General features: G+C 42.5%; 22 protein-coding genes. 14 read left to right on the top strand and 8 right to left on the bottom strand.

Annotated elements, in window-relative coordinates:
- Window positions 1-126: 126 nt before the first annotated feature.
- Complete coding sequence (locus tag J502_RS16920) at window positions 127-291, bottom strand: hypothetical protein (RefSeq protein ID WP_005406730.1); 165 nt, start codon at window positions 289-291, stop codon at window positions 127-129.
- A gap of 2 nt (window positions 292-293) precedes the next feature.
- Here J502_RS16920 and J502_RS04325 point away from each other — a divergent pair, with 2 nt between their 5' ends.
- The 3 genes from J502_RS04325 to ruvB are packed head-to-tail and all read left to right on the top strand — an operon-like array spanning window position 294 to window position 3,273.
- Window positions 294-1,625: a deoxyguanosinetriphosphate triphosphohydrolase gene (locus J502_RS04325; RefSeq protein ID WP_034428985.1), complete on the top strand. Its 1,332-nt coding sequence runs from the start codon at window positions 294-296 to the stop codon at window positions 1,623-1,625.
- 20 nt (window positions 1,626-1,645) lie between these two features.
- The gene (gene ruvA, locus J502_RS04320) at window positions 1,646-2,248 is read left to right on the top strand and encodes a Holliday junction branch migration protein RuvA (RefSeq protein WP_005019323.1); all 603 of its coding nucleotides are present in this window, start codon (window positions 1,646-1,648) and stop codon (window positions 2,246-2,248) included.
- Window positions 2,249-2,268: 20 nt separating this feature from the next.
- A complete protein-coding gene (ruvB, locus tag J502_RS04315) occupies window positions 2,269-3,273 on the top strand; it encodes a Holliday junction branch migration DNA helicase RuvB (RefSeq protein WP_005027049.1) in 1,005 nt (334 codons plus the stop codon).
- Between the two features lie 89 nt (window positions 3,274-3,362).
- On the opposite strand, the gene J502_RS04310 is transcribed toward ruvB, so the two are convergent.
- From J502_RS04310 to J502_RS04300, 3 genes are read right to left on the bottom strand one after another with little or no spacing between them, the layout of a single operon-like run.
- Window positions 3,363-4,907 carry a flavin-containing monooxygenase gene (locus tag J502_RS04310; protein ID WP_005406810.1) on the bottom strand — a complete coding sequence of 515 codons (1,545 nt, stop codon included), beginning with the start codon at window positions 4,905-4,907 and terminating at the stop codon, window positions 3,363-3,365.
- A 13-nt stretch (window positions 4,908-4,920) separates the two neighbouring features.
- A complete protein-coding gene (locus J502_RS04305) occupies window positions 4,921-5,754 on the bottom strand; it encodes an SDR family NAD(P)-dependent oxidoreductase (RefSeq protein ID WP_005406609.1) in 834 nt (277 codons plus the stop codon).
- 30 nt (window positions 5,755-5,784) lie between these two features.
- A complete protein-coding gene (locus J502_RS04300; RefSeq protein WP_034683214.1) occupies window positions 5,785-6,780 on the bottom strand; it encodes a metal-dependent hydrolase in 996 nt (331 codons plus the stop codon).
- Between the two features lie 519 nt (window positions 6,781-7,299).
- Here J502_RS04300 and ybgC point away from each other — a divergent pair.
- The 6 genes from ybgC (at window position 7,300) to pal (ending at window position 12,733) form a co-directional block, all read left to right on the top strand.
- Complete coding sequence (gene ybgC, locus J502_RS04295; protein ID WP_005019316.1) at window positions 7,300-7,707, top strand: tol-pal system-associated acyl-CoA thioesterase; 408 nt, start codon at window positions 7,300-7,302, stop codon at window positions 7,705-7,707.
- Window positions 7,708-7,729: 22 nt separating this feature from the next.
- On the top strand, window positions 7,730-8,428 hold the full coding sequence (gene tolQ / locus J502_RS04290) for a protein TolQ (protein ID WP_005027054.1): 699 nt from the start codon (window positions 7,730-7,732) through the stop codon (window positions 8,426-8,428).
- Entirely contained in the window at window positions 8,428-8,877 is a 450-nt protein-coding gene (gene tolR / locus J502_RS04285) for a protein TolR (RefSeq protein WP_005019311.1), read from the top strand. The genes tolQ and tolR overlap by 1 nt, the downstream gene beginning before the upstream one ends.
- A 4-nt stretch (window positions 8,878-8,881) precedes the next feature.
- On the top strand, window positions 8,882-10,558 hold the full coding sequence (tolA, locus tag J502_RS04280; protein ID WP_034683211.1) for a cell envelope integrity protein TolA: 1,677 nt from the start codon (window positions 8,882-8,884) through the stop codon (window positions 10,556-10,558).
- A 281-nt stretch (window positions 10,559-10,839) separates the two neighbouring features.
- Complete coding sequence (gene tolB / locus J502_RS04275; RefSeq protein WP_005406536.1) at window positions 10,840-12,123, top strand: Tol-Pal system beta propeller repeat protein TolB; 1,284 nt, start codon at window positions 10,840-10,842, stop codon at window positions 12,121-12,123.
- A 37-nt stretch (window positions 12,124-12,160) separates the two neighbouring features.
- Window positions 12,161-12,733 (top strand): peptidoglycan-associated lipoprotein Pal, encoded by a 573-nt coding sequence (gene pal / locus J502_RS04270; protein WP_005406681.1) that lies wholly within the window; start codon window positions 12,161-12,163, stop codon window positions 12,731-12,733.
- A 53-nt stretch (window positions 12,734-12,786) separates the two neighbouring features.
- Here pal and J502_RS04265 read toward each other — a convergent pair whose 3' ends face one another.
- The gene (locus tag J502_RS04265; protein ID WP_005406867.1) at window positions 12,787-12,975 is read right to left on the bottom strand and encodes an NF038105 family protein; all 189 of its coding nucleotides are present in this window, start codon (window positions 12,973-12,975) and stop codon (window positions 12,787-12,789) included.
- A 173-nt stretch (window positions 12,976-13,148) separates the two neighbouring features.
- Here J502_RS04265 and J502_RS04260 point away from each other — a divergent pair, with 173 nt between their 5' ends.
- The 5 genes from J502_RS04260 to J502_RS04240 all read left to right on the top strand — a co-directional run bounded on the left by J502_RS04260 (window position 13,149) and on the right by J502_RS04240 (window position 16,446).
- On the top strand, window positions 13,149-14,123 hold the full coding sequence (locus J502_RS04260) for a class 1 fructose-bisphosphatase (RefSeq protein ID WP_005406755.1): 975 nt from the start codon (window positions 13,149-13,151) through the stop codon (window positions 14,121-14,123).
- Window positions 14,124-14,175: 52 nt separating this feature from the next.
- A complete protein-coding gene (locus J502_RS04255; protein ID WP_005019298.1) occupies window positions 14,176-14,952 on the top strand; it encodes a TrmH family RNA methyltransferase in 777 nt (258 codons plus the stop codon).
- A gap of 163 nt (window positions 14,953-15,115) precedes the next feature.
- Entirely contained in the window at window positions 15,116-15,736 is a 621-nt protein-coding gene (locus J502_RS04250) for an RNA polymerase sigma factor (RefSeq protein ID WP_005406789.1), read from the top strand.
- The gene (locus tag J502_RS04245) at window positions 15,729-16,049 is read left to right on the top strand and encodes a hypothetical protein (RefSeq protein ID WP_005027070.1); all 321 of its coding nucleotides are present in this window, start codon (window positions 15,729-15,731) and stop codon (window positions 16,047-16,049) included. Before J502_RS04250 ends, J502_RS04245 begins: the two co-directional genes overlap by 8 nt.
- The gene (locus J502_RS04240) at window positions 16,039-16,446 is read left to right on the top strand and encodes a DUF3106 domain-containing protein (protein WP_005406894.1); all 408 of its coding nucleotides are present in this window, start codon (window positions 16,039-16,041) and stop codon (window positions 16,444-16,446) included. The genes J502_RS04245 and J502_RS04240 overlap by 11 nt, the downstream gene beginning before the upstream one ends.
- Before the next feature lie 47 nt (window positions 16,447-16,493).
- Here the strand turns inward: J502_RS04240 and J502_RS04235 are convergent, their stop codons facing one another.
- From J502_RS04235 to hda, 3 genes are all read right to left on the bottom strand, one after another.
- Window positions 16,494-18,899, bottom strand: a complete 2,406-nt coding sequence (locus tag J502_RS04235) for a CSLREA domain-containing protein (RefSeq protein ID WP_034683208.1) — start codon at window positions 18,897-18,899, stop codon at window positions 16,494-16,496.
- A gap of 13 nt (window positions 18,900-18,912) precedes the next feature.
- Window positions 18,913-20,724, bottom strand: a complete 1,812-nt coding sequence (gene rbtA, locus J502_RS04230) for a rhombotarget A (protein ID WP_005406564.1) — start codon at window positions 20,722-20,724, stop codon at window positions 18,913-18,915.
- Between the two features lie 116 nt (window positions 20,725-20,840).
- Window positions 20,841-21,548, bottom strand: coding sequence for a DnaA regulatory inactivator Hda (gene hda / locus J502_RS04225; protein ID WP_005019285.1), 708 nt, complete (start codon window positions 21,546-21,548; stop codon window positions 20,841-20,843).
- Window positions 21,549-21,564: the final 16 nt, after the last annotated feature.

Here is a 21,564-nt window from a genome sequence, read left to right as displayed (position 1 = left end):
ACTATTCCAGAGTTAAAAATATAAAAATTTACTGTAATTTTCAGCTATTTCTGATGTCTAATTTGGCATTAGAGGCGATATTTAGGAAATTTATCAGGGTACTGCTTTTATGAATACTTTAGAGACTTAAGTTAAACGCAGTTTTGAATGACTGTTCTGTCTGCCAACCAAAAGGCCAAGCTCGGCTGAATATAAAACACCTGAGCCAAGCCCGACAATTACTGTCGCTTCTGGCTGGCGAATTATAGGATTTTTTGGCATGATCAGGTTTTGAATCAACTGAATAATCATAAATGGAACAAATGCGTTGGTTAGAGCTTCTCTCGGCGGTGCGTCTGGGAAGTAAAAAGAGTACTTCAGAACTGGCCCGTAGCCCTTTTCATAAAGATTATGACCGTATTATTTTTTCGCAAAGCTTTAGACAGTTAAACCGCAAGACCCAAGTGCACCCGCTTACCCAGCATGATGGTATTCATACCCGTCTGACCCACTCACTGGAGGTATCATGTATTGGCCGTTCAATGGGTATGCTTGCAGCTGAGAAAATCAAGGATGAGTTACCGGTATGGATTTCCCCAGCAGATGTAGGAGCCATTATTCAGGCTGCGTGTCTGGCCCATGATATTGGTAACCCGCCCTTTGGACATGCAGGTGAATATGCGATTCGGGAATGGTTTGATGACGCATCTCATAATGACTTGCTGAGAGAATTAACTCCTGAGCAGGAAGCCGATGTCCGTCAGTTTGAAGGTAATGCACAGGGACTGCGTCTGCTCACCCGAATTGATTATCATCCGAATGATGGTGGAATGCGCCTGACTTATGCGACTTTGGGTGCCTATTTAAAATATCCCTGGCTGTCTAAACGCATTGATGACCAGCCATCACACCAACGGGCCAAGTTCGGCTGCTATCAGTCTGAAAAAGAAATTTTAAAGCAGATTGCCGAACAGCTTGGACTGATTCAGCTCGGTGATTATCATTATTGCCGCCATCCACTTACTTATCTACTTGAAGCGGCGGACGATATCTGTTACGCCCTGATCGACCTGGAAGATGGCATTATTTTAAATATGCTGAGTTATGAAGAAGTCGAGCCGATTTTCCTGAATCTGATTGCAGATTATGGTCAGCCAGAAGAACTGAATTTTAAGAATACCACCTGGCAGCAAAAAATCGCGGCCTTACGTGGTCGGGCCATGAAACGTCTGGTAGACGAAGTAACTTCTGCTTTTGCACGCCATCATTTTGAAATTTTAACTGGCCAGCTTAAAGGCAGCTTGTTGCAGTATTGCCCCAAAGATATTTGTGAAGGTATAGAAACTGCCAAGAATATGGCCCGAAACAAGATTTTTGAGCACCGGCAGAAATCAGATCTAGAAATTATCGCGCATATGAGCTTGCAGCACATTCTGGATGCTTTTGTTCCTTTAACATTGCCACAAAAGTCTTTAAGCTTTAAAGAACGGCGTCTGATGACAATTTTGCAGGAGTTTGGGGCCAATTTTCAGACTGATCATTACCAGAATATTATGCAGGTACTGGATATTATCAGTAAGTTTTCAGATCATCAGGCATATGAACTGGCCCAAGCCTTACAGGGTCGCCGCACTACTTTTCTTTAATTCAGGAATATAAACTCAAAATGATCGGTTGTTTAATTGGTGAAGTATTTGCACTGGAAGCTCCTACCGTACTTTTAAATGTTAACGGTGTAGGTTATGAAATTGACACCCCGCTTTCTACATTTTGCCAATTACAAAAAGGCCAGAAAGTTACATTGTGGACTCATCTGGTAGTACGTGAAGATGCTCAACAACTTTACGGTTTTAGTAATGCTCAGGAAAAAACCATTTTCCGTACCTTACTCAAAGTTAATGGTGTTGGTCCGAAAATGGCTCTTGGTATTCTTTCTACCTTAAGTGTAGAACTGCTGGTGCATACGATTGAACATGATGACCTGAACACACTGGTTAAAATCCCTGGTGTTGGCAAGAAGACTGCCGAGCGTTTAATGATTGAATTGCGTGACCGTTTCAAAACACTGGCACAAGCAGCAACTACCAGTAGCACTGCCCTGCCGCAAATCCAGTTCATTGCCAACTCTCCGATTGCCGAAGCAGAAGCCGCTCTGCAGTCACTGGGCTATAAACCGCAAGAAGCACAAAAAGCTGTAGCTGCAGTAAAAGGTGACTTCAGTGAATCAGCCGATTTGATCCGTGCTGCACTTAAGTCAATGATGAAATAAATTAAGTAGATAACGAGCTCATGCAAGACCGACTTATTAGTGGTTCAGAAAAACCAGAAGATCATTTTGATCGTGCCATCCGCCCGACCTCACTGGATGACTATATTGGTCAGCCGGTAGTACGTGAGCAAATGGAAATCTTTATCGGCGCGGCGCGTGGTCGTGGTGAAGCACTAGACCATACCTTAATCTTTGGCCCGCCGGGATTGGGTAAGACTACCTTGGCTAATATTATTGCCCGGGAAATGGGTGGAAATCTCAAATCCACGTCAGGGCCGGTACTAGAACGCGCGGGTGATCTGGCAGCAATGCTGACCAACCTCGAAGAAGGTGATGTACTGTTTATCGATGAGATTCATCGACTTTCCCCGGTAATTGAAGAGATTCTGTATCCGGCGATGGAAGACTATCAACTGGATATCATGATTGGCGAAGGACCAGCTGCCCGTTCAATCAAGCTGGACCTGCCGCCTTTTACGCTGGTTGCCGCCACTACTCGTGCCGGATTACTGACTTCGCCCCTGCGTGACCGTTTTGGTATCGTACAGCGTCTGGAATTTTATTCAGTAGAAGACCTGACACATATTGTAACGCGCTCAGCCAGTCTTATGGATGTACCAATTACTGAAGAAGGTTCACGTGAGGTCGCACGCCGTGCCCGCGGAACACCCCGTATTGCCAATCGGCTGTTGCGTCGTGTTCGTGATTATGCTCAGGTAAAAGGTACTGGAGAAGTAACTCAGGAAATGGCGCAGCGCGCACTAGATATGCTGAATGTCGATAAAGATGGATTAGATACGCTGGATCGCCGGTATTTAAGCATGCTACTTGAACGATTTGACGGCGGGCCTGCCGGTGTAGAAGCACTTGCTGCAGCAATGGCAGAAGATTCAGGGACATTAGAAGACGTGATTGAACCTTATCTGATTCAGCAAGGCTATGCCATGCGTACTGCGCGCGGCCGTATCGCGACCAATATGGCTTACTTGCAGTTCGGTATGACCCCACCAGAACCAAAACATTAAGAATAAGCTAGAAATAGAGAAACCCGGTGTGCTAAGCCGGGTTAATCACGGTTCCAAGATATGATCTTAAAAAATGCTCAGTTAGAGTTTTATGCAGAGCGTTTAGTTTCTTGCATATTCTCTAAATATTCTATGTCATAATCATTTAAGTCCAGTCGGCTTAGCCGCTGCTTTAAAACTTTAAGCGACCATGGCCAGGCAGCAAAATTACGGCCGTTCTGATCAAGATAGTAACTTTTACATCCACCACTATTAAATACAGTCTTACGCAAGTGTTTTTGCACCTGAACATTATGCTGATGAATCACATCAGACTTTATAGAGAGCTTACTGATTCCTTGTTTTTTCATCTGCAATAAACCGTTTACGATATATTGCACCTGTGCCTCTGCCAGTCCTATAAATGAATCATAGACCAAAATATTTGGGCCTAGCATCAAGAAAGCATTAGGGACACTTTCAAGGCTGGTTCCCAAGTAAGCTTCCGGTGAGCTATTTTTCCATAAATCTGCCAGATACTGTCCTTTTTCATTAATCACGCGCTGACCAATCGGCGGATGGGATACTTCAAATCCTGTACCCCAGATAATGACATCTACCTCGTGGCTTTCTCCATTTGCTGCAATTACTTTATTGCCCTCTACCCGAACCAGTCCGTGTGGAATTAACCGGGTATTCGGCTGTATTAAGGCGGGATAATAATTATTGGCAAACAGAATACGTTTACAGCCAATCAAGAATTGAGGGGTAACATTTTGACGTAATACTGCATCTTTAATTTGAAGTTTAAGCAGCTGTTTAGCTCCATTGTTGACTGGTTTTAAAAATACAGGATGACGTAACCCCAAATTAATTAGGTTAAGAGAACCCGCTACAGCCTGACGCCATCTCTGCTGAATGACTGGAGCCCTGGCAAGCAAGGTCTTGGTATATTTTCCTAAGGGTAAATCAGGTTTTGGCAAGACCCAAGGTGCGGTACGCTGGAACACGAAAAGTTCCTTGGCTAAGGGTTGGATCTGCGGGATAAACTGAATTGCTGAGGCACCTGTTCCAATAACTGCGATGCGCTTGCCTGTTAAATCATATTCATGATTCCATTTTGCTGAATGAAACATCTTTCCTGTAAAGGTTTCTAGTCCTTCAAGCTTGGGAATTTGCGGCTCAGTAATAGGGCCTGTAGCAAAAATTACAGTTCTAGCTTGATAAACCCTCTCATGAGTTTCCAGTATCCATCTTTGCTGGTCTTCATGCCAGATGGCCTTGACCAGCTCCTGATTAAATTCAATTTTTGACAGAATATTATATTTTTCACTTACATTTTTTAGATAAGCAAATATTTCAGGCTGTTTGGCAAATAAATGACTCCAGCGAGTACTCGGCGCAAATGAATAGGAATATAGTGCCGAAGGAACATCACAGCCACAGCCCGGATAAGTATTTTCCCGCCAGGTCCCCCCTACAGTATTTGCCTTTTCAATTATTTTAAAATGATTCAACCCTGCTTCATTTAACTTGATGGCAGCTGCAATACCAGAAATACCAGCTCCGATAATAAAAGTATCATATAACTGGTTATCATTTTTAGCAGACTGCTTCTTATGGACGCGCTGTTTGGTTTTAACTTCAGTCATCATTATATTTATACTCTCAAGTTTTTATAAACTGATAAGACAGGCCAAGAAACTTGGCATACAGACTTGGAGAAGTTCGTTTCATCAGCCAGAACAGTTTGGCATCAAGTTGTGGTGTTGTATAAAGCTGTTCTTTATCCAGCCGGTCTAAACTCAATCTGGCGACTTTATCACTGGTCGTAAATGCATAATTCATCAAGGCATGATCAGCAAGTTTTGAGTACTGGCCTGGAATACGGCCGTTCTTGATAATATTGGTAGGGACCAGAGTTGGACAGACCACATTTACTTGAATCTTGAACTTTTTCAGCTCAGATGACAAAGTTTCAGAGAGGGCTAATACCCCTGCTTTACTGACGTTATATACACTCATCTCTGGAGCGGCTGTATAAGAGGCTGCTGAGGCCACATTGATAATAGCGCCATACCCCAGCTTTTTAAATTTTGGCACAAAAGCATGGCAGCCATGGATAACACCCCATAGATTTACCTGCATACACCATTTCCAGTCATCAAGTGATACTTCGTCAAACTTGCCACCCAGCCCAACGCCAGCATTATTGATTAAAAGTGTAACCGGGTGTCCTAAAAGCTGCTCAGCCTGTTCAGCAACACTGTTTACCTGTTCAGCATTTCCTACGTCGCACTGTAATGCAAATGCTTTCGCACCAGTTGCCTTAATCTGATCAACAGTATCCTGTGCGGCTGCCAGGTTAAGGTCTACACAGACTACTGCACCTCCACGTTTAGCCAGCTCATATGCAAAACTCCGTCCAATACCGCTACCGGCACCGGTAACTACCGCATAGGCATTCTGGCTTGATTTACTTTTATTACCTGATAATTTCATGCTGAATCCAATATTCGATATTCAAGATTTTTAAGCTGCAGCTGTACGCAGAGGTGGCACAAACTCTTTAATAAAGTATGGCGTTAACAGCCCTTTCTCCGGATCAAGCAAATATTTTTTGTAGAATTCCAGATACTCAGTAGTGTCATGGTCATTCGGGTGAAAATCACGGCGCAGATAATCGAATACATGATGCCAGTTACTACCGAAGACGCCATATTTCCGCCCGACCAGCAGTTTTAAACTATCTTTGACATCGTTGTAATAACGTCGGCTGATGAGATAACGTGGTGAACGCAGATAAGGGAGCATGATGCCACCTAATGACACCAGCCCCAGAATAGTAACCAATGCCAGTACAAAACCAGAAATTCTTAACCAGTAATTACCTGATAGAACCTGATAAACGTCATAAGCAATATCTTTATGTTCAGACTCCTCAAGCATATGCCACATCCATAGCGCCATAGTCTTATTATCTTCAGTACGAGTTAGCGGATTGTCCATCATAGCCATAATCGAAGAATCTGTATTAACCATCATATGCTGGGCTATAACCGCGGTGAAATGTTCAATAGCCGCCATAAGTGATAATTTCATTGGCTGAGGAAAGCGCAGAAAGATATGGTCAAAGACTTTGTCTGCCAAAAAACGGTACAGAGTGACAGGGAAACGGTTATCTTTTAAGATTTCATTCCATTCCTCATGAATTTTTGAATGGATGGCTTCCTGTCCAATTAGGCTGGTAACTCTCTGTTTTAAAACCGGATCAATTACGAGATCACGATGAAAACGAGCAGTTTCAATAACCAGGTCTTCACCATAAGTCAGAAAAATCGAGAGCGCCTGCCAGTACGCACTGCCTAAAATAGTCTGAAAATAGAACTTGCTATCCAGCTCATCTTTATCAAATTTAAAATCAAAATGTCGAATAGGTATATTCAGACTCGCTACATTATGCTGCTTACATGCAGTTTCATTCCCGCTACGGGTGAGAAAGATTTTACGTACAACTTGCGTGAGCATTGCACACCTCTTATCCAATTTATTTTTCTACATGTGAAATTTGGCTAAATACATTTTTAGAACTTATGGAAATATCCGTTAGCAGGTTCATCTATGCTTCTTTAGCCAAGTGTCACGATTTTTATAGTTAGGGTGCGGTATAGGCAGTTTTTATACAATTGGCAAAGTGCTCGCATGCACTGAACCTTTTTGCCAATTAATTGCTTTCTTGTATTTGCATGCTCTCTACAGGATTGTCAGCTTGTGCCATTTGAGTTCAGAACGTCTATGCTAAAATCCGGGCCTGAGTCAGGGTGGTATCTTGGTAGGACTTTCAATTTAAAGCTTTCTTTCAGCCAGAGGTAAAATAGCAATTTCTTTATATCAGTCGTAATGAATTACATGTTTTGGTTTAAGTTTCCTTGTATTGAAATAAGTTCAAGTCTGGTCAAGAAAGAAATATCAAGTATTACCCTAAGTAAAGCAAAACCAGATATTTAGTTTTTAAATATCTAAAAGTATTTTAGACGGATGCGATCTATGGCAAATCATTTCGAGTTTCAGATTCGGGTATATATTGAAGATACAGATGCGGGCGGTATAGTTTATCACGCCAATCATATCCGCTATATGGAACGCACCCGTACGGAATGGCTACGCGCTGCTGGTGTTGATCATTACTGGCACCAGAAAGATTATAACTTTGTGGTGCATAAGATTAACGTCAAATACATGCGTCCAATTCTCATGGATGACCTGATCACTGTTACAGCACGTGTTATTTCGTGTAAAGCTGCATCATTTGTGTTGCAACAGAATATTTATCGTGGTGAAATCTTGCTGGCTTCGGGTGAAGTCGAACTGGCCTGCTTGAATGACAAAATGATGCCGCGCAAGCTGCCAGAGCAAATCCGCGATCTCATCCGTAAAGAACTGGAACAAGACTAGAAAAATCACTGGCAACTTCTCTATGGCAACACAACTTGAATCAACCCTGCATATCTCCGATTTAATTCTGCAAGCAAGTCCTGTGGTTCAGCTGGTTATGCTGATTCTACTACTCGCTTCAATCTATAGCTGGTACCTGATTGCCAAGTTGTATATGAGTCATAAGAAAGCCCAAAAAGATGATGAACATTTCCAGAAAATGTTCTGGTCTGGTGCCGAGCTGAATACGCTATACAATAACGCCCAGCTCAACTCAAAACGCTCAGGCCTGGAAGATATTTTTTATCAGGGACTGGGCGAATTTTTTAAATTGAGTAAACGACATGCCTCAACGACACAGTCGATTGAGGGAACCGAACGTATTTTGCGTGTAGGTCTGAGCCGTGACCAAGGTAATCTTGAGCAGGGGCTGGGAGCATTGGCCAGCATTGGTTCAGTTGCCCCTTATATCGGTCTTTTCGGTACAGTATGGGGCATTATGAATGCCTTCATTGGTCTTGCTGCTGTTGACCAGGTAACACTCGCTACTGTCGCACCAGGTATTGCCGAAGCACTTATTGCAACTGCTATTGGCTTGTTTGCAGCTATTCCTGCTGTCTTGGCTTTTAACCACTTTACAGCTAAAGGTGAAGCACTTTACTCAGACCGTGCCCTGTTCGCCGAAGAAATGGTAGCCTTGCTACAACGTCAGTCTGTGGGTCCTGCACAGGAAGCTGAATAATGGCTATTCAACGTTCCGGACGCTTTGAGCGGATCAAAAAACCTTTAAAAAGTGATATGAATGTCGTGCCCTATATCGACGTCATGCTGGTATTGCTGGTGATCTTCATGGTAACTGCTCCAATGATTACCAGTGGCATTAATGTAGATTTACCACAAGCTAATGGTAATCCGATTGAATCTAAAGATGCACCTGCCATGGTTACCCTAGATAAAGATGGTCATTACTATCTAGAATACGAACAGCATAAGGCAGAGCCTCTAGAGCTATCTCAGCTGACCCAGATTTTAACTGAAGCACAGACTCAGGCTGAGGCAGACAACAAACAGCTCAATGTGGTGATCCGTGGACATAATACCCGCCCTTACGGTGATGTCATAGCCTTGATGTCCAGTCTTCAGGAAGCCGGTTTAACTCAAGTGGGTTTACTGACCGAACCATTAAAGTAATTTTATGAAAGATTTTAAAAAGCCTCCTTTTAAACAAAAAGTAGTAGCAATTGGATTTACGCTAGGCGTACATCTGTTGGCTGTGGTCGGCTTGCTTTATTTGGGTATGAGTACACCGCCTGAAGCTCCTAAACAAATTAAAACTGTACTTATTAAACCTGAGGATCTCCCCCCGCCTGAACCTGTTCCTCTAGAACAGACGGATACTGTAGAGACCGTACATGAAAACCAGGCAACCGAAATTACGCAAACTGCCGAGCCAAGTATAGAACCAGCTCCTGTTATTCCAGTTCCTGCTACAACCTCTGCTTCACTACAGGCAACTGAAACTGCAAAACGTGCAGAAGAGAAGGCGAAAGCAGCAGAGGCAGAAAAATTAAAAGCTCAAGCAGACGCAAAAGCAAAAACAGATGCCGCGTCACGAGCTAAAGCTGAAGCATTGGCTAAACAAAAGACCGAAGCTGCTGAAAAAGCTAGAGCTGATGCACAAGCAAAAGCTGACGCTGCTGAAAAAGCCAAAGCTGATGCGCAGGCCAAAGCAAAAGCTGACGCTGCTGCAAAAGCAAAAGCGGCTGCGCAGGCTAAAGCAAAGGCTGATGCTGCTACAAAAGCCAAAGCCGATGCACAGGCCAAAGCAAAAGCGGATGCTGCTGAAAAAGCCAAAGCCGATGCACAGGCCAAAGCAAAAGCTGACGCTGCTGCAAAAGCAAAAGCGGATGCGCAGGCTAAAGCAAAGGCTGATGCTGCTACAAAAGCCAAAGCCGATGCACAGGCCAAAGCAAAAGCGGATGCTGCTGAAAAAGCCAAAGCCGATGCACAGGCCAAAGCAAAAGCTGACGCTGCTGCAAAAGCAAAAGCGGATGCGCAGGCTAAAGCAAAGGCTGATGCTGCTACAAAAGCCAAAGCCGATGCACAGGCCAAAGCAAAAGCGGATGCTGCTGAAAAAGCCAAAGCCGATGCACAGGCCAAAGCAAAAGCTGACGCTGCTGCAAAAGCAAAAGCTGATGCGCAGGCCAAAGCAAAAGCCGATACTCAGGCTAAAGCAAGGGCTGATGCTGCTGAAAAAGCCAAAGCCGATGCACAGGCCAAAGCAAAAGCGGATGCTGCTGCAAAAGCCAAAGCCGATGCTCAGGCTAAAGCAAGGGCTGATGCTGCTGAAAAAGCCAAAGCCGATGCTCAGGCTAAAGCAAGGGCTGATGCTGCTGAAAAAGCCAAAGCCAATGCGCAGGCCAAAGCAAAAGCTGACGCTGCTGCAAAAGCCAAAGCTGATGCGCAGGCCAAAGCAAAAGCGGATGCTGCTGAAAAAGCCAAAGCCGATGCCGATGCCAGAGACCGGGCTGAGGCTGAAGCGAAAGCATCAGCTGCAAAAAAAGCAGCTGAAGAAGCGGCTGATAAAAAAGCTGAAGCTAAAAAAATTGCTTCATCTGCCAAACGTGATTTTGAAAATAAAATTAAACGTGCTTGGGATATACCTAATGGCTCTTCTGGTAACAAGGCAACAGCACGTGTAACTTTAAGTGATAGTGGAGCTGTTCTCTCAGTGGTAGTGAATTCAAGTGACCCAGATATGAAAGCCAGTGTAGAAGCTGCGGTAAGGGCAGCCGCTCCTTATCCAATGCCATCTGATGCTGATGCACGACGTGAAGCACGTACCTTTACCTCTACATTTACTGCTAAATAAAAAAACCACCCTCTTTTGAGGGTATTTAAATAAATTGACCGAGTTTTATTTTTTATCGATAGGATTGGGTTATTTTGATTTTAATATCAATATATTAATTTTACTCTTTATAATTTTCTGAAACCTATAACTTGGGGTATCTATTTCTTTAGTTATAAGATGGTTCTGACTTCTCACGAGATAGTCATATTTACATGCTTTAAATAGATTTAAATTATGTCATCATGTTACAAATTAGCATTCCCATACCCCAGAATCATGGAATTGAGCGCCCTGCGATTATGAATATGACGCGTAAAACTCTTTTAGCCCTTGCCTTAACAGCTGTTTTTAGTCCGGCCATCACCACTACAGCTTTTGCCCAATTACACCTTGAAATTGCAAAGGCTCCTGAAGAAGCTCCAAAAATAGCAATTGTACCCTTTGCAAATGATCAGTCTATTTATCCAATAGTTGAAAGTGACTTGAATCGTTCAGGGCGCTTTACCAGTTCATCAAAAAATCTTCCGGCTAGCGCTGCACTCAATAATATTAATGCACAAAGCTGGCAAGCGACTAAAATCCCTTATGTAGTGACAGGTAGTATCAAGTCTGTTGCAGGTGATTCGTATGAAGTGCATTACCAGCTTTATGATGTCGAGAAGCAGACCTATCTGTTAAATGAACTTTTAACTGTACCCGCTTCACGTATACGTCAGGCTGGCCATATGATCAGTGATGCAATCTATCAGGCACTGACAGGTATTCCTGGTGATTTTAGTGGCCGTATTGCTTATGTACTGCGCAATCCGGCAACCCCAGAACAGCGTTATACCTTACAGATCGCTGACACTGATGGTGAACAGCCACGTACTGTCCTTTCTTCACGTGACCCGATTCTGTCTCCAGCCTGGACACCAGATGCAAAAAAACTGGCTTATGTCTCGTTTGAAACCAAGCGCCCTGCGATTTACGTGCAAGATCTGGCTACTGGGCAACGTGAAGTACTGGCCAGTTTTCGTGGTCTTAATGGTGCACCAAGTTTCTCTCCAGACGGACAGTCTATGCTCTTCACAGCGTCCATGCATGGAAACCCTGAAGTTTACCAGATGGATTTGAATACCCGTCAGCTTAAACGTATGACTAATGATTCTGCCATCGATACAGAAGCCCGATATGCACCAGACGGTAAATCTTTTATTTTTACTTCTGATCGTGGCGGTTCAGCACAGATTTACCGTTACAGCTTTGCAGATGGCTCAGTCAAGCGGTTGACTTTTAAAGGTGCATTTAATGCGCGCGGTACCTTAAGTGCAGATGGCAAAAAAGTCGCACTGGTACACCGCCCAGCCGGAAGTAACTATAAAGTTGCCATTCAGGATATTGCTACTGGCATTACCAGCATTCTTACCCCAACCAGTCTGGATGAATCTCCAAGTTTTTCTCCAAATGGCCAGATGGTCGTTTATGCTACCCGTGAAGGTAACCGGGGATTACTGGCAATTATGTCAACTGATGGGCGCTTCCGGATGAATCTGCCAAGTGAACAAGGCGAAGTTCGTGAGCCTGCTTGGGCACCCAAATAATGTAACTGGCTATAACAATTTTTTCATGGAGATTAAGATGAACGCAGTAAAATATTTAACTCTTCCCTTACTGGCTGCCAGCCTAGTTATTACTGGTTGTGCCAACCGTAAACCTACTTCAGATGTTACGACCACTACTACTCCAACTACAGCGGGTACGAGTGTTAACACAAGCGGTCTAAGTGAAGATGCGGCACTAAATGCACAGAATATGGCTGGGGCTTCAGCTAAAGGGGTTACCGCAGCGAATCGTGCTTATTTAGCAAAACGTGTTGTATACTTTGACTATGATAGCAGTGATCTGAGCAATGAGGATTATCAAACCCTACAGGCTCATGCCCAGTTCCTGATGGCAAATGCCAATTCAAAAGTTGCTCTAACTGGCCATACCGATGAACGTGGTACACGTGAGTACAATATGGCATTGGGTGAACGTCGTGCCAAAGCAGTACAAAGCTATTTAGTGACAAATGGTGTAAACCCCAATCAGCTTGAAGCTGTGAGCTATGGTAAAGAGATGCCAATTAATCCTGGCCATGATGAAGCAGCCTGGAAAGAAAACCGTCGTGTAGAAATCAACTACGAAGCTGTACCGCCATTACTCAAATAATTAAACGCTCGAATTTCCAAGAGCAAAGCGCACAACATCTGTTGGGCGCTTTTTTAATTCTCCGACTTTTTATCTTCTTCATTTTTTTGCATGGCTTCAATCATGTCATGCTTATTAAATTCTTTATATTCAGGTTTCGCTTCATAACTTTTCCAAGCTTCTTTCACTTTTTCAGTTGAGATATTATCCAGCTTAATTGGCTCATTTGGAGTTGGAGTCGCATCAAAATGTTTGGTCGTCATAGATCTACTTCCTTTTTTATGAACATAATTCAACATAGCATGTTCGTGTAGAGTTGCAAGCGCAAAAACAACACATCTCATCACGCAATAAAATTGTTAATTACATTGGTTCTCCTCTAAAATAGCCCAGTTCTTTTTATACATCTATTTTCTCTTTGCTGGAGCTTTTTGGTATGACCAATTACACCTTGTCCCAATATTTACAACAACAAACTGGGAATTTAACGCCTGAGCTGGCTCAAGTTATCAGCACTATTGCCGATACCTGTAAAGTAATAGATCAGACTTTACAAAAGGGTGCACTTGCAGGTGTTTTGGGCAGCGCAGAGCATGAAAATGTACAAGGTGAAACCCAGAAAAAACTTGATGTTATTTCTAATGATTATTTGATTGATGCATTAAAAGTACATCCCCAAGTAGGCGGGCTGGCTTCAGAAGAGCTTGATGAATTTACGCCTGCTCAGGAAAATGGTCAATATCTGGTATTATTTGACCCGTTAGATGGTTCAAGCAATATTGATATCAATATGTGTGTAGGAACTATTTTTTCAATTTTACCTGCAAAAAACCATATAACTCAGGCTGCTGACTTCATGCAGGCAGGGACTCAGCAGGTTGCTGCCGGTTATGTTCTATATGGCCCTTCCACAATGCTGGTACTGACTGTGGGTGCAGGCGTTGTATTCTTCACCTTTAATCCAGACAGCCAGGAATTTGTTTTAACCGCAGAGAATATTCAGGTCGCAGCCGATACCCAGGAATTTGCTATCAATGCCTCAAATCAGCGCCACTGGGAAGAACCGGTTAAGCGTTATATCGATGAACTGCTGGCTGGAAAAACTTCTACACGTGCTAAAGACTTTAATATGCGCTGGGTTGCCTGTATGGTTGGCGATATTCACCGTATTCTCTGCCGTAGCGGGATTTTCCTTTATCCATATGATTTAAAAGATCCTAAAAAAGCAGGCCGTTTACGTCTGATGTATGAAGCAAATCCAATGAGTATGCTTATTGAGCAGGCTGGTGGTGCTTCAACTACAGGTCGCGTACGCATTTTAGAAATTGAGCCGACCGATCTGCATCAGCGCGTGCCAGTGATTATTGGTTCCAAAAATGAAGTTGAGCTGGTTACAGGCTATCACCAATAATTTATTTATACAGAGATGGGTTTAACTACTCATCTCTGTGGATTCTTTACTTATGTCAATTATTTTTCTTGAATCTAAAGACAACCCTAAAATCAAACATTTACGGGGACTCATTGAACAGAACAGTTACCGTAAAAAACAGCGGCAAACTATTCTTGAAGGAACCCATCTCTGCCTGAGCTGGCTCCAGGAAAATAAGAAAATCCATTCATTGTTCAGTACTGAACAGGCATTAAATCACCCAGACTTTGAACAGATCCTTGAATATTATCAGGGTCATGTATTTGTCTTGAGTGAAGCACTTTATCGTGATTTAAGTACCTTGGGTACAAGTTTGGCTTGTCTCGCAATTATTGATCTGCCGACAAATACCCAACCCCTGCAATATCATCTTGATACACTTATTTTAGAGAATGTACAGGACCCAGGAAATGTAGGCACATTATTGCGTTCTGCTGCCGCCGCTAATATTCAGCAGGTTGTATGTACCCAAGGCTCAGCTTCACTCTGGTCACCACGAGTACTGCGTGCTGGTATGGGAGCTCATTTTTCTTTAAATATTTATGAAAATGTCCAGCTTGAAGACATACTGGAGAAGTTTGAAATTCCTGTATTCGTAACCAGTTCACATCAGTCTGAAAGTATCTATCAGCAGGACCTCACACAACCTTGTGCATGGATTTTAGGAAATGAGGGACAGGGTGCGTCAGCATATGCGTTACAGCATGCAAAAGCTGTCGTGATTCCCCAACCAGGTGGTCAAGAATCATTGAACGTTGCAGTTGCAGGCTCTATCTGTTTTTTTGAAATGGTTCGCCAGCGGCTCTAAAAGGTTAAATTATTTTAATAAAGGGCTAATTGTGGTTAAAAATCCTTTAAACTCTTAAAAAATAATTATCTACTATGTCAACCCAAACATTATTTTTGACGTTATTTAAGTGATGACCAACAAAATAATGAGTGGGTGTCCAATGACGGGATTTTCCATCTCTATGGATTTAGTACCGAAACAGCCTGATGCAGAACATCTCAGCAGTACGCATGCCAGTACGGCTGAGCAGCGTCTGAAGTTTTTTATGCAGGATGTGACGGGTCGTGCTCTGGTCATGATGGAAAGTGCAACACAGGGGCAACAAGGCATAGCTATGGATCTGGTACAGGAAGCATTTATTTCCCTACATAAATCCTATCGTGATAAAAGTACTGAAGAATGGTACCCCCTGTTCTATACAATTTTAAATAACAAATTACAGGACTGGCGTCGTAAGGAAGCACGCCGTGCCCAACCTTTTTCATTTTTTAGAAAAGTCAGTCTGGATTCAGATGAAGAAGAAATGATGGATATCGTGGATGAATCGAGTCCAAACCCTTCTGATTTTCTGGATCAAGCGGTTACTGCAGAAGAAATACAGGCCGCTGTTTCAAAACTTCCAGTTCGACAGCAACAGGCTTTTATGTTGCGGGCATGGGAGGGTTTTGATACCCAAACTACTGCGGAAATTATGGATTGTACCGAGGGCAGTGTAAAAACTCATTACCATCGGGCAATTCAGGGATTAAGAACAGCTTTAGCGCATTTAAATCCACATATGGGAGGATCATCAGATGAATAAAGATGATTTCACAAAAAAAGTGACTTCCAAGCTTGATACACTGGCTACTCATCATAAGGCTAAACCTGTAGTGATGAATCATGTACTCGAAACCATACAGGATCGTCCATCACCACATTACAGCATGTGGCGGATGACAGGTTTTGCTCTTGCTGCAGCCATTACTGGTTTTGTCATATTACCCAACTCTATGGAAATGACAGAGCAGCCACAAAATCAGGTTGCTGTTACTCCAAAACTTTCACCCCAAATGGTGGAAGATTTGGAAATGTTACTGGTTTTAGGTGAGGATAGAGTCGGTCATGGCAGCTAAGAAACTGGCTTTAGCTTTATGTACCTTAAGCTTTTTACAAACCAGCTTTGCAGGGTTCGAACGTTTCTGGATTTTTTCTAAAGATGCCGGGACCCAGATTAATGAAACTTGGGACACCTTGTCCGATGAAGAACAGCGCGCCCTGATTAAACGTTATCAGACTTTAAAAGAATTACCTGAAGAACAAAGTGTCGCTCTACAACAACGCATGGACTGGTTTACCCAGCTGCCAGAGCAGGAAAAACAGAAAATGCGTGAAACTTGGCAACAGATGAGCAGTCACGAACGGCATGATCTGAGACAAAGAATGCAAAAAGCAACTACCGCAGAGCAACGTGCATCAATCCGCCAAGAATATATGAATAAATACATGCCTGCTGCACTTAAGGCAAACTAGATAAAAATCAATCAATTCAATAAAAAAGCCTCTTACGAGGCTTTTTTTTAAACGTTAGGGCGAAACCGATACATGCTTAAAGCTAATAGGCTTAATATTCCCCATATTCCAAAGCTTCCTCCTCCACCGGCGGTATTAGTATTCTTAGCTGTATTTTCTAGCAAGATAGTTGCCGTATTAGATTCCTCACCTTCAGCATCAAAAATATTATATTCAAATCGATAGTTAAACTGGCTGAAATTATTTTTGGCCTGGATATGGATCTGTCCACCATAGCAGGTCTCTCGAATATAATTACCCGGACATGGACCGGTACGGTCTGCACTGACCGTTACACCTGGAGGAATAACGCTAAAACGTATAGGTAATTCCTGTCCGTCTGCATCATGAAAGAAGACTGGTTTATTTGTATTGAGCTTTAATTGTGATGTAGGACCATCACCATCATCACTGTCATTTTCTAGCGGATTAATACTGACTTTTAAGTCTGAGCCATACTGTAATGTATAGGTATCATCTTTTGCAATTGGAGCAATATTAATAAAATCTGCTTTAACAAGTCCTGTTGAAGACTCACCCGTTTTTGCCTTGATGGTGTAAGCACAATAAGCGCTACCGGTATTAGCAGATAACTGGTCATCTGTCCGATAAATCATAATACGCTTTAACTCAGGCACCCATTCACAAAACAGATGTTCATCTTGCTGTCCATTAAACTTAAAATCTGCACCACTACCAGAAACTGAACCTACACCGTATTTATGCGTTTCGATACTATACTGATCTGTACTGAGTTCTTTTGGACGCAATTCAAGCTTGCCATTTTCGTTGAGAAATTCTTCTTCACTTGGTAAAGCCAGTGTAAAAGGATCAATGTAAATGGTACGATACTTCTGTTTCAACTTGATATTGGCAATTAGACGTTCTAATTCGCTCAACTCTTTTTGATAAATAGCCTGCTCTTCAGTATCTTCTATTTCTTTTATGCCCTCTTTCAAGTTATCAGCTTCTTTTTGATAGGTATCTAGAACTTGTACAATAGACAGATTCTTTAAATCTGTAATATCAGCTGCTGTTAGACGCATGCGCTCTACAGAACCGATTTCACAAGTATTTTTCATCTCAGGATTTAAAGTTAAAGTACCATTTGTAATCCGGGCCAGTCCGCGCTGGTCAAGTGTACTGCAATCCTGTGTTGCGCCTGTGTTCACCAGATCTGAAGCATTCTGATTGTCCTTAGGGTAATAGAGCGGTAGATAGAGATTGTATTTTGAGGGTTGCTGATAATCAGATAGAACGCTTTGACGTGAGATATTGCTCAGGTCTACCGTTGTCTGTGTTTTTAATAGTTCTTCAGGCAATACACATTGGCCTTCCACATTGCCAAGTTGTAGTGCATTGTATGCCAGAGTTAGCCCCAATGTCTTATTCTGGCTATTACTGTCTTTACGGACAAAGTCACAGGATTTGCCTGTATTGAAAGCTAAAACATTAAAGGCTAAAGTCTTGGTACTGTTTTCATCAAAATAAAACGTACTATTGGCCTGATTTTCTACAATGGTATTACTGATTAAAGCGAGAGATGAGGCGGAGTATAATGGACGGCCTAGCTCAGATACCGCACGAATAATATGTCCATCTACCAGATTTGCTTTATTCCGGGCAATAGTATTGGCACTTAAGGAAACACGTGTTAAGCCGCATAACTCAATCGTACTGCGGTCATTTATTGTACCATTTTGAACCAAGCTACTACGCTCTACACTGATAGCAGGCTGGGTACCCAACAGATTTGCTGAACAGTCCATGGCAAAAGCACTTCCAATTTTTGCCTGATTTCCTTGAATTAGGGTGTTTACTAAAGTCATCTGTTTTTCTAGGTTTTGTGCAATGATATAAACAGCACCACCTGCTTTATCCGACTTAGAATCTTTAATAGCCGTATTTGTCATATTTAGTGGGCCAGCTATGAGTAATGCTCCTCCTTCAGCAGAGGAATAACCATTTTTCAGTTCAATATTTTCAAGAAAGATACTGGCTTGGGTTTCTGAAGTATTGAAAATTCGAGAAGTATGATTTCCGTTGATAACTGTTCTTATAGGGCCACGTGCCGGATACTGGTGTGTTAAAGGATCTTTTGTCTTGTAATCGAACGGTGTTTCTCCATAAATCTTGACCGTACTTTCTGGCCGCAACTCTCTCTTAAGTATATATTCTCCGGCTTGCAATTGAATTCTGTCTAGCTGACCAGTTCCAGTATTTCCTGCTGTACATCCGCCATATGCAATATTTTTACGGGCTGCAACCAGGGCTTCACGTAGCGAACACTTATTCAGGTTTTCGCCATCTTCATCTTCAAACGTATTGACATAAATAGTCTTGTCTTCTGCAGCCATCAAAGTCATGGTCGTCAGTATCATCAGGCTCAATAGCCCCTTTTTATAAATTTTCATTATTTGGCCCTAATTATTTTGTATACCGACGTAGCCCGACTAATGCTAAAAGCGTAAATAAACTGAACATTCCGAGTGCCCCACCGGAAGTTTTAATTTTGTCACTTTCCATGTGGTTTTCAGGTTCTTGTCTGACCTGTACATTAATTTCCATATAAGGAATATTCTGGTTAAAGCGCGTAGAAGTAGTCACCAGACGGATCTTAAAAATATCAGTTCCATGCCAGCCACCATTCGGGGTATAGACCAGATTACCTTCCTCATCAATCTTTAATGTCCCCTTAGATTGAGTCACTGTTTGTACAACTTGTATACAGCCAGCCTGCCATGCTTCTCCAGATGGATGAGGGCCTAAAATTGCGTTACATTGTTCTTTAGGAATCAGGTCGCTATCTCCAAGTAAATCGGCAACCGACATTTTGGCCTGACCACCAGTCCGTATATCTTCACCCACCAGACTTACTGTCGTTGGGACAATAATTTCAATTGCCCCACGATCGCAAAATATATTATTTGAATCTCGCACCTGTTTGCGCTGGTCAGCAGCTTCGCAGCCCACTATTTTGATGTCAGGATTAAATGAATTTTTACCTTTATTGACTATAGGTGAATCCGCCAGACTGTTATAACTTAGTAGGATACGGGGACGAAAATATCCTAAGAATGTATCTTTAGGCTGACTATAGGGACATAACAGGCTATTAGGGTCCTGCGACATACTCTTGCATGCGCCTTGTAAGGTCTCTCCCGCAATCAGCTGTGTACCGGACCAGTATTCATTAGGATAATGGGTAGCACCTAATCCACATTCCTGACTAACCAGATTGTTCTGTAGAATGCTTTGATCATTTTCGACAAAAGCACAGTTAGTCTGCTGACCACCAGGATAAGGATTTCCTAAAATGATACTGTTGGCCAAGTATCCTTTACCTAAAGGTGCATCGAATAAAATACCAGCCTGATTACCGACAATGGTCAGATTGTTTAACCCGATCCCGTCACGCAAGTTAATAATATGGCCCTGATTTTTTAAAAAAGTACTACTATTTACCCAAGCCCTAGCTTGAGGAAAATCAGTAATCTTATTTTCTTCTAGACGGCTGGCCGAATAAATATTGCTGGAACCTGTTTGAGTTGTATTATTTTCACGAAATACTGAATTTAAAATCCGGAACTCAGGAGCATGGGTATATAAAATAGCACCTGCCAGAGCTTTATTATTTTCAATAAGGCTTGATTTTATTTCAACTATACTGGCAGCAGTTTCAGCCTCTGGCTGGCCCATATTATATATTGCTCCGCCTTGGGCTGCTGATCCATTATATAAACGGGTGTATTCCAAAGTCAGATATTCATTATTATAAATTAGCCCTCCCTGTTCGGCACATTGACTGGCCCCACATCCCTGCAAAGTAATTTCACTTAGACTGACTGTCGCTAAAGTTTTTTTACTGTCATCAATGCGGAAAATATTATCAGTACCCAGCATTTGAATTGTGGCGTTATTTAAACCGGGTACATCCTTATCATTAACATCGGTGGTATAACTGGTTCTGATCGACAGGTCAGCCTTGATGTTAATATGATTGCTGAGTTTATAGACTGCTTTTTTTTCAAGCAAAATCGTAGAAGTAGATGATTTCCCACCACATCCATTATAGCCAGCTTCAGGTAAACCCAGATTGATATATTCAATGGCTTCCCGAAGCGAGCATTGTTTATCATTTGCAGAGGATATATCTTCAGTTGTTGTTACCACAATGTCAGCACTATAGGCCTGCCCCGCAATGCATAACATAGCTATGCCTATGCTCTGTTTGAGCATATCCATCTCCTTATACTTTATTTCTATTTTTTATTCTTAAGCTGCAGTTCCGTGCAACATCGAATTATTTTTCTGTACTGTGTCACAGCTTGAGTAATTACTCAAGATTTTTCCGTTTACTGGCCATACTCATCAATTAAGGCAAATATCTGGCGTAAAGTCATATTTGAAAGCCGTGTTCGCTCTCCCTTGAGCAAGGTTTCCAATTGTTCTAAAGTTTGTAAAAGACGTGCTGCCTGATGTGGCCCATGTAATAAAAGATAATCAATAATCTGTTGGTCTAGCTGTACGCCCCTGCGTGCTAGTACTGAATGAACTAGTGCTTGACGATCTGCATAGAGACTACCGTTGGGCACTTTTACACTGACCGCCTGAGTCAGCCGTGACTGTAAATCAGGTAGTTCAAGTTTCAATTCCATTGGTGCAAACCGTGAGGAAAAAATCAGCTGCCCTCCCTCTTCATTATTATAATTAATAAGATGGAAAACGGCACGCTGCCAATGTGGAACACCACTTATAGCTTCGATATCATCCAGTGCAACCAGATCATATTTTTCCAGTGATGTAATTGCTTCAATAGGCGCATCCAAGAGTTCAAGGAGTGAAACTTTAATGGCAGATTTACCTACCTCCATATAGGAATCGCAAATCGCAGATAGAAGATGGCTTTTACCTGAGCCTGCTGCACCATAAATATAAAACCGGTTCATAAGACCAGCATGCAACTGCCGGACTGCATCTACTACAGGCCCCCAGCTTGGCCCGGAAAAATCACTGATCCGGGCATCAAGTTGAAGTTCTATATCCAGTTGCAGCTGACGCATATATTTGGCCATATCC

This window comes from Acinetobacter sp. 1294596 (assembly GCF_000582925.1).
Taxonomy (GTDB): Bacteria; Pseudomonadota; Gammaproteobacteria; order Pseudomonadales; family Moraxellaceae; genus Acinetobacter; species Acinetobacter radioresistens.
The sequence above is the reverse complement of the archived record's forward strand: the minus strand, read 5'-3'. Positions and strand labels throughout refer to the sequence as shown.

Coding starts and splice junctions, on each gene's coding strand:
- rbtA (WP_005406564.1), bottom strand. CDS start 20,724: ATGCTCAAACAGAGCATAGGCATAGCTATGTTATGCATTGCGGGGCAG.
- hda (WP_005019285.1), bottom strand. CDS start 21,548: ATGCGTCAGCTGCAACTGGATATAGAACTTCAACTTGATGCCCGGATC.
- J502_RS04255 (WP_005019298.1), top strand. CDS start 14,176: ATGTCAATTATTTTTCTTGAATCTAAAGACAACCCTAAAATCAAACAT.
- J502_RS04250 (WP_005406789.1), top strand. CDS start 15,116: ATGGATTTAGTACCGAAACAGCCTGATGCAGAACATCTCAGCAGTACG.
- ybgC (WP_005019316.1), top strand. CDS start 7,300: ATGGCAAATCATTTCGAGTTTCAGATTCGGGTATATATTGAAGATACA.
- J502_RS04300 (WP_034683214.1), bottom strand. CDS start 6,780: ATGCTCACGCAAGTTGTACGTAAAATCTTTCTCACCCGTAGCGGGAAT.
- tolR (WP_005019311.1), top strand. CDS start 8,428: ATGGCTATTCAACGTTCCGGACGCTTTGAGCGGATCAAAAAACCTTTA.
- J502_RS04245 (WP_005027070.1), top strand. CDS start 15,729: ATGAATAAAGATGATTTCACAAAAAAAGTGACTTCCAAGCTTGATACA.
- J502_RS04260 (WP_005406755.1), top strand. CDS start 13,149: ATGACCAATTACACCTTGTCCCAATATTTACAACAACAAACTGGGAAT.
- J502_RS04240 (WP_005406894.1), top strand. CDS start 16,039: ATGGCAGCTAAGAAACTGGCTTTAGCTTTATGTACCTTAAGCTTTTTA.
- tolA (WP_034683211.1), top strand. CDS start 8,882: ATGAAAGATTTTAAAAAGCCTCCTTTTAAACAAAAAGTAGTAGCAATT.
- J502_RS04265 (WP_005406867.1), bottom strand. CDS start 12,975: ATGACGACCAAACATTTTGATGCGACTCCAACTCCAAATGAGCCAATT.
- tolB (WP_005406536.1), top strand. CDS start 10,840: ATGAATATGACGCGTAAAACTCTTTTAGCCCTTGCCTTAACAGCTGTT.
- J502_RS16920 (WP_005406730.1), bottom strand. CDS start 291: ATGATTATTCAGTTGATTCAAAACCTGATCATGCCAAAAAATCCTATA.
- tolQ (WP_005027054.1), top strand. CDS start 7,730: ATGGCAACACAACTTGAATCAACCCTGCATATCTCCGATTTAATTCTG.
- pal (WP_005406681.1), top strand. CDS start 12,161: ATGAACGCAGTAAAATATTTAACTCTTCCCTTACTGGCTGCCAGCCTA.
- ruvB (WP_005027049.1), top strand. CDS start 2,269: ATGCAAGACCGACTTATTAGTGGTTCAGAAAAACCAGAAGATCATTTT.
- J502_RS04310 (WP_005406810.1), bottom strand. CDS start 4,907: ATGATGACTGAAGTTAAAACCAAACAGCGCGTCCATAAGAAGCAGTCT.
- J502_RS04305 (WP_005406609.1), bottom strand. CDS start 5,754: ATGAAATTATCAGGTAATAAAAGTAAATCAAGCCAGAATGCCTATGCG.
- ruvA (WP_005019323.1), top strand. CDS start 1,646: ATGATCGGTTGTTTAATTGGTGAAGTATTTGCACTGGAAGCTCCTACC.
- J502_RS04235 (WP_034683208.1), bottom strand. CDS start 18,899: ATGAAAATTTATAAAAAGGGGCTATTGAGCCTGATGATACTGACGACC.
- J502_RS04325 (WP_034428985.1), top strand. CDS start 294: ATGGAACAAATGCGTTGGTTAGAGCTTCTCTCGGCGGTGCGTCTGGGA.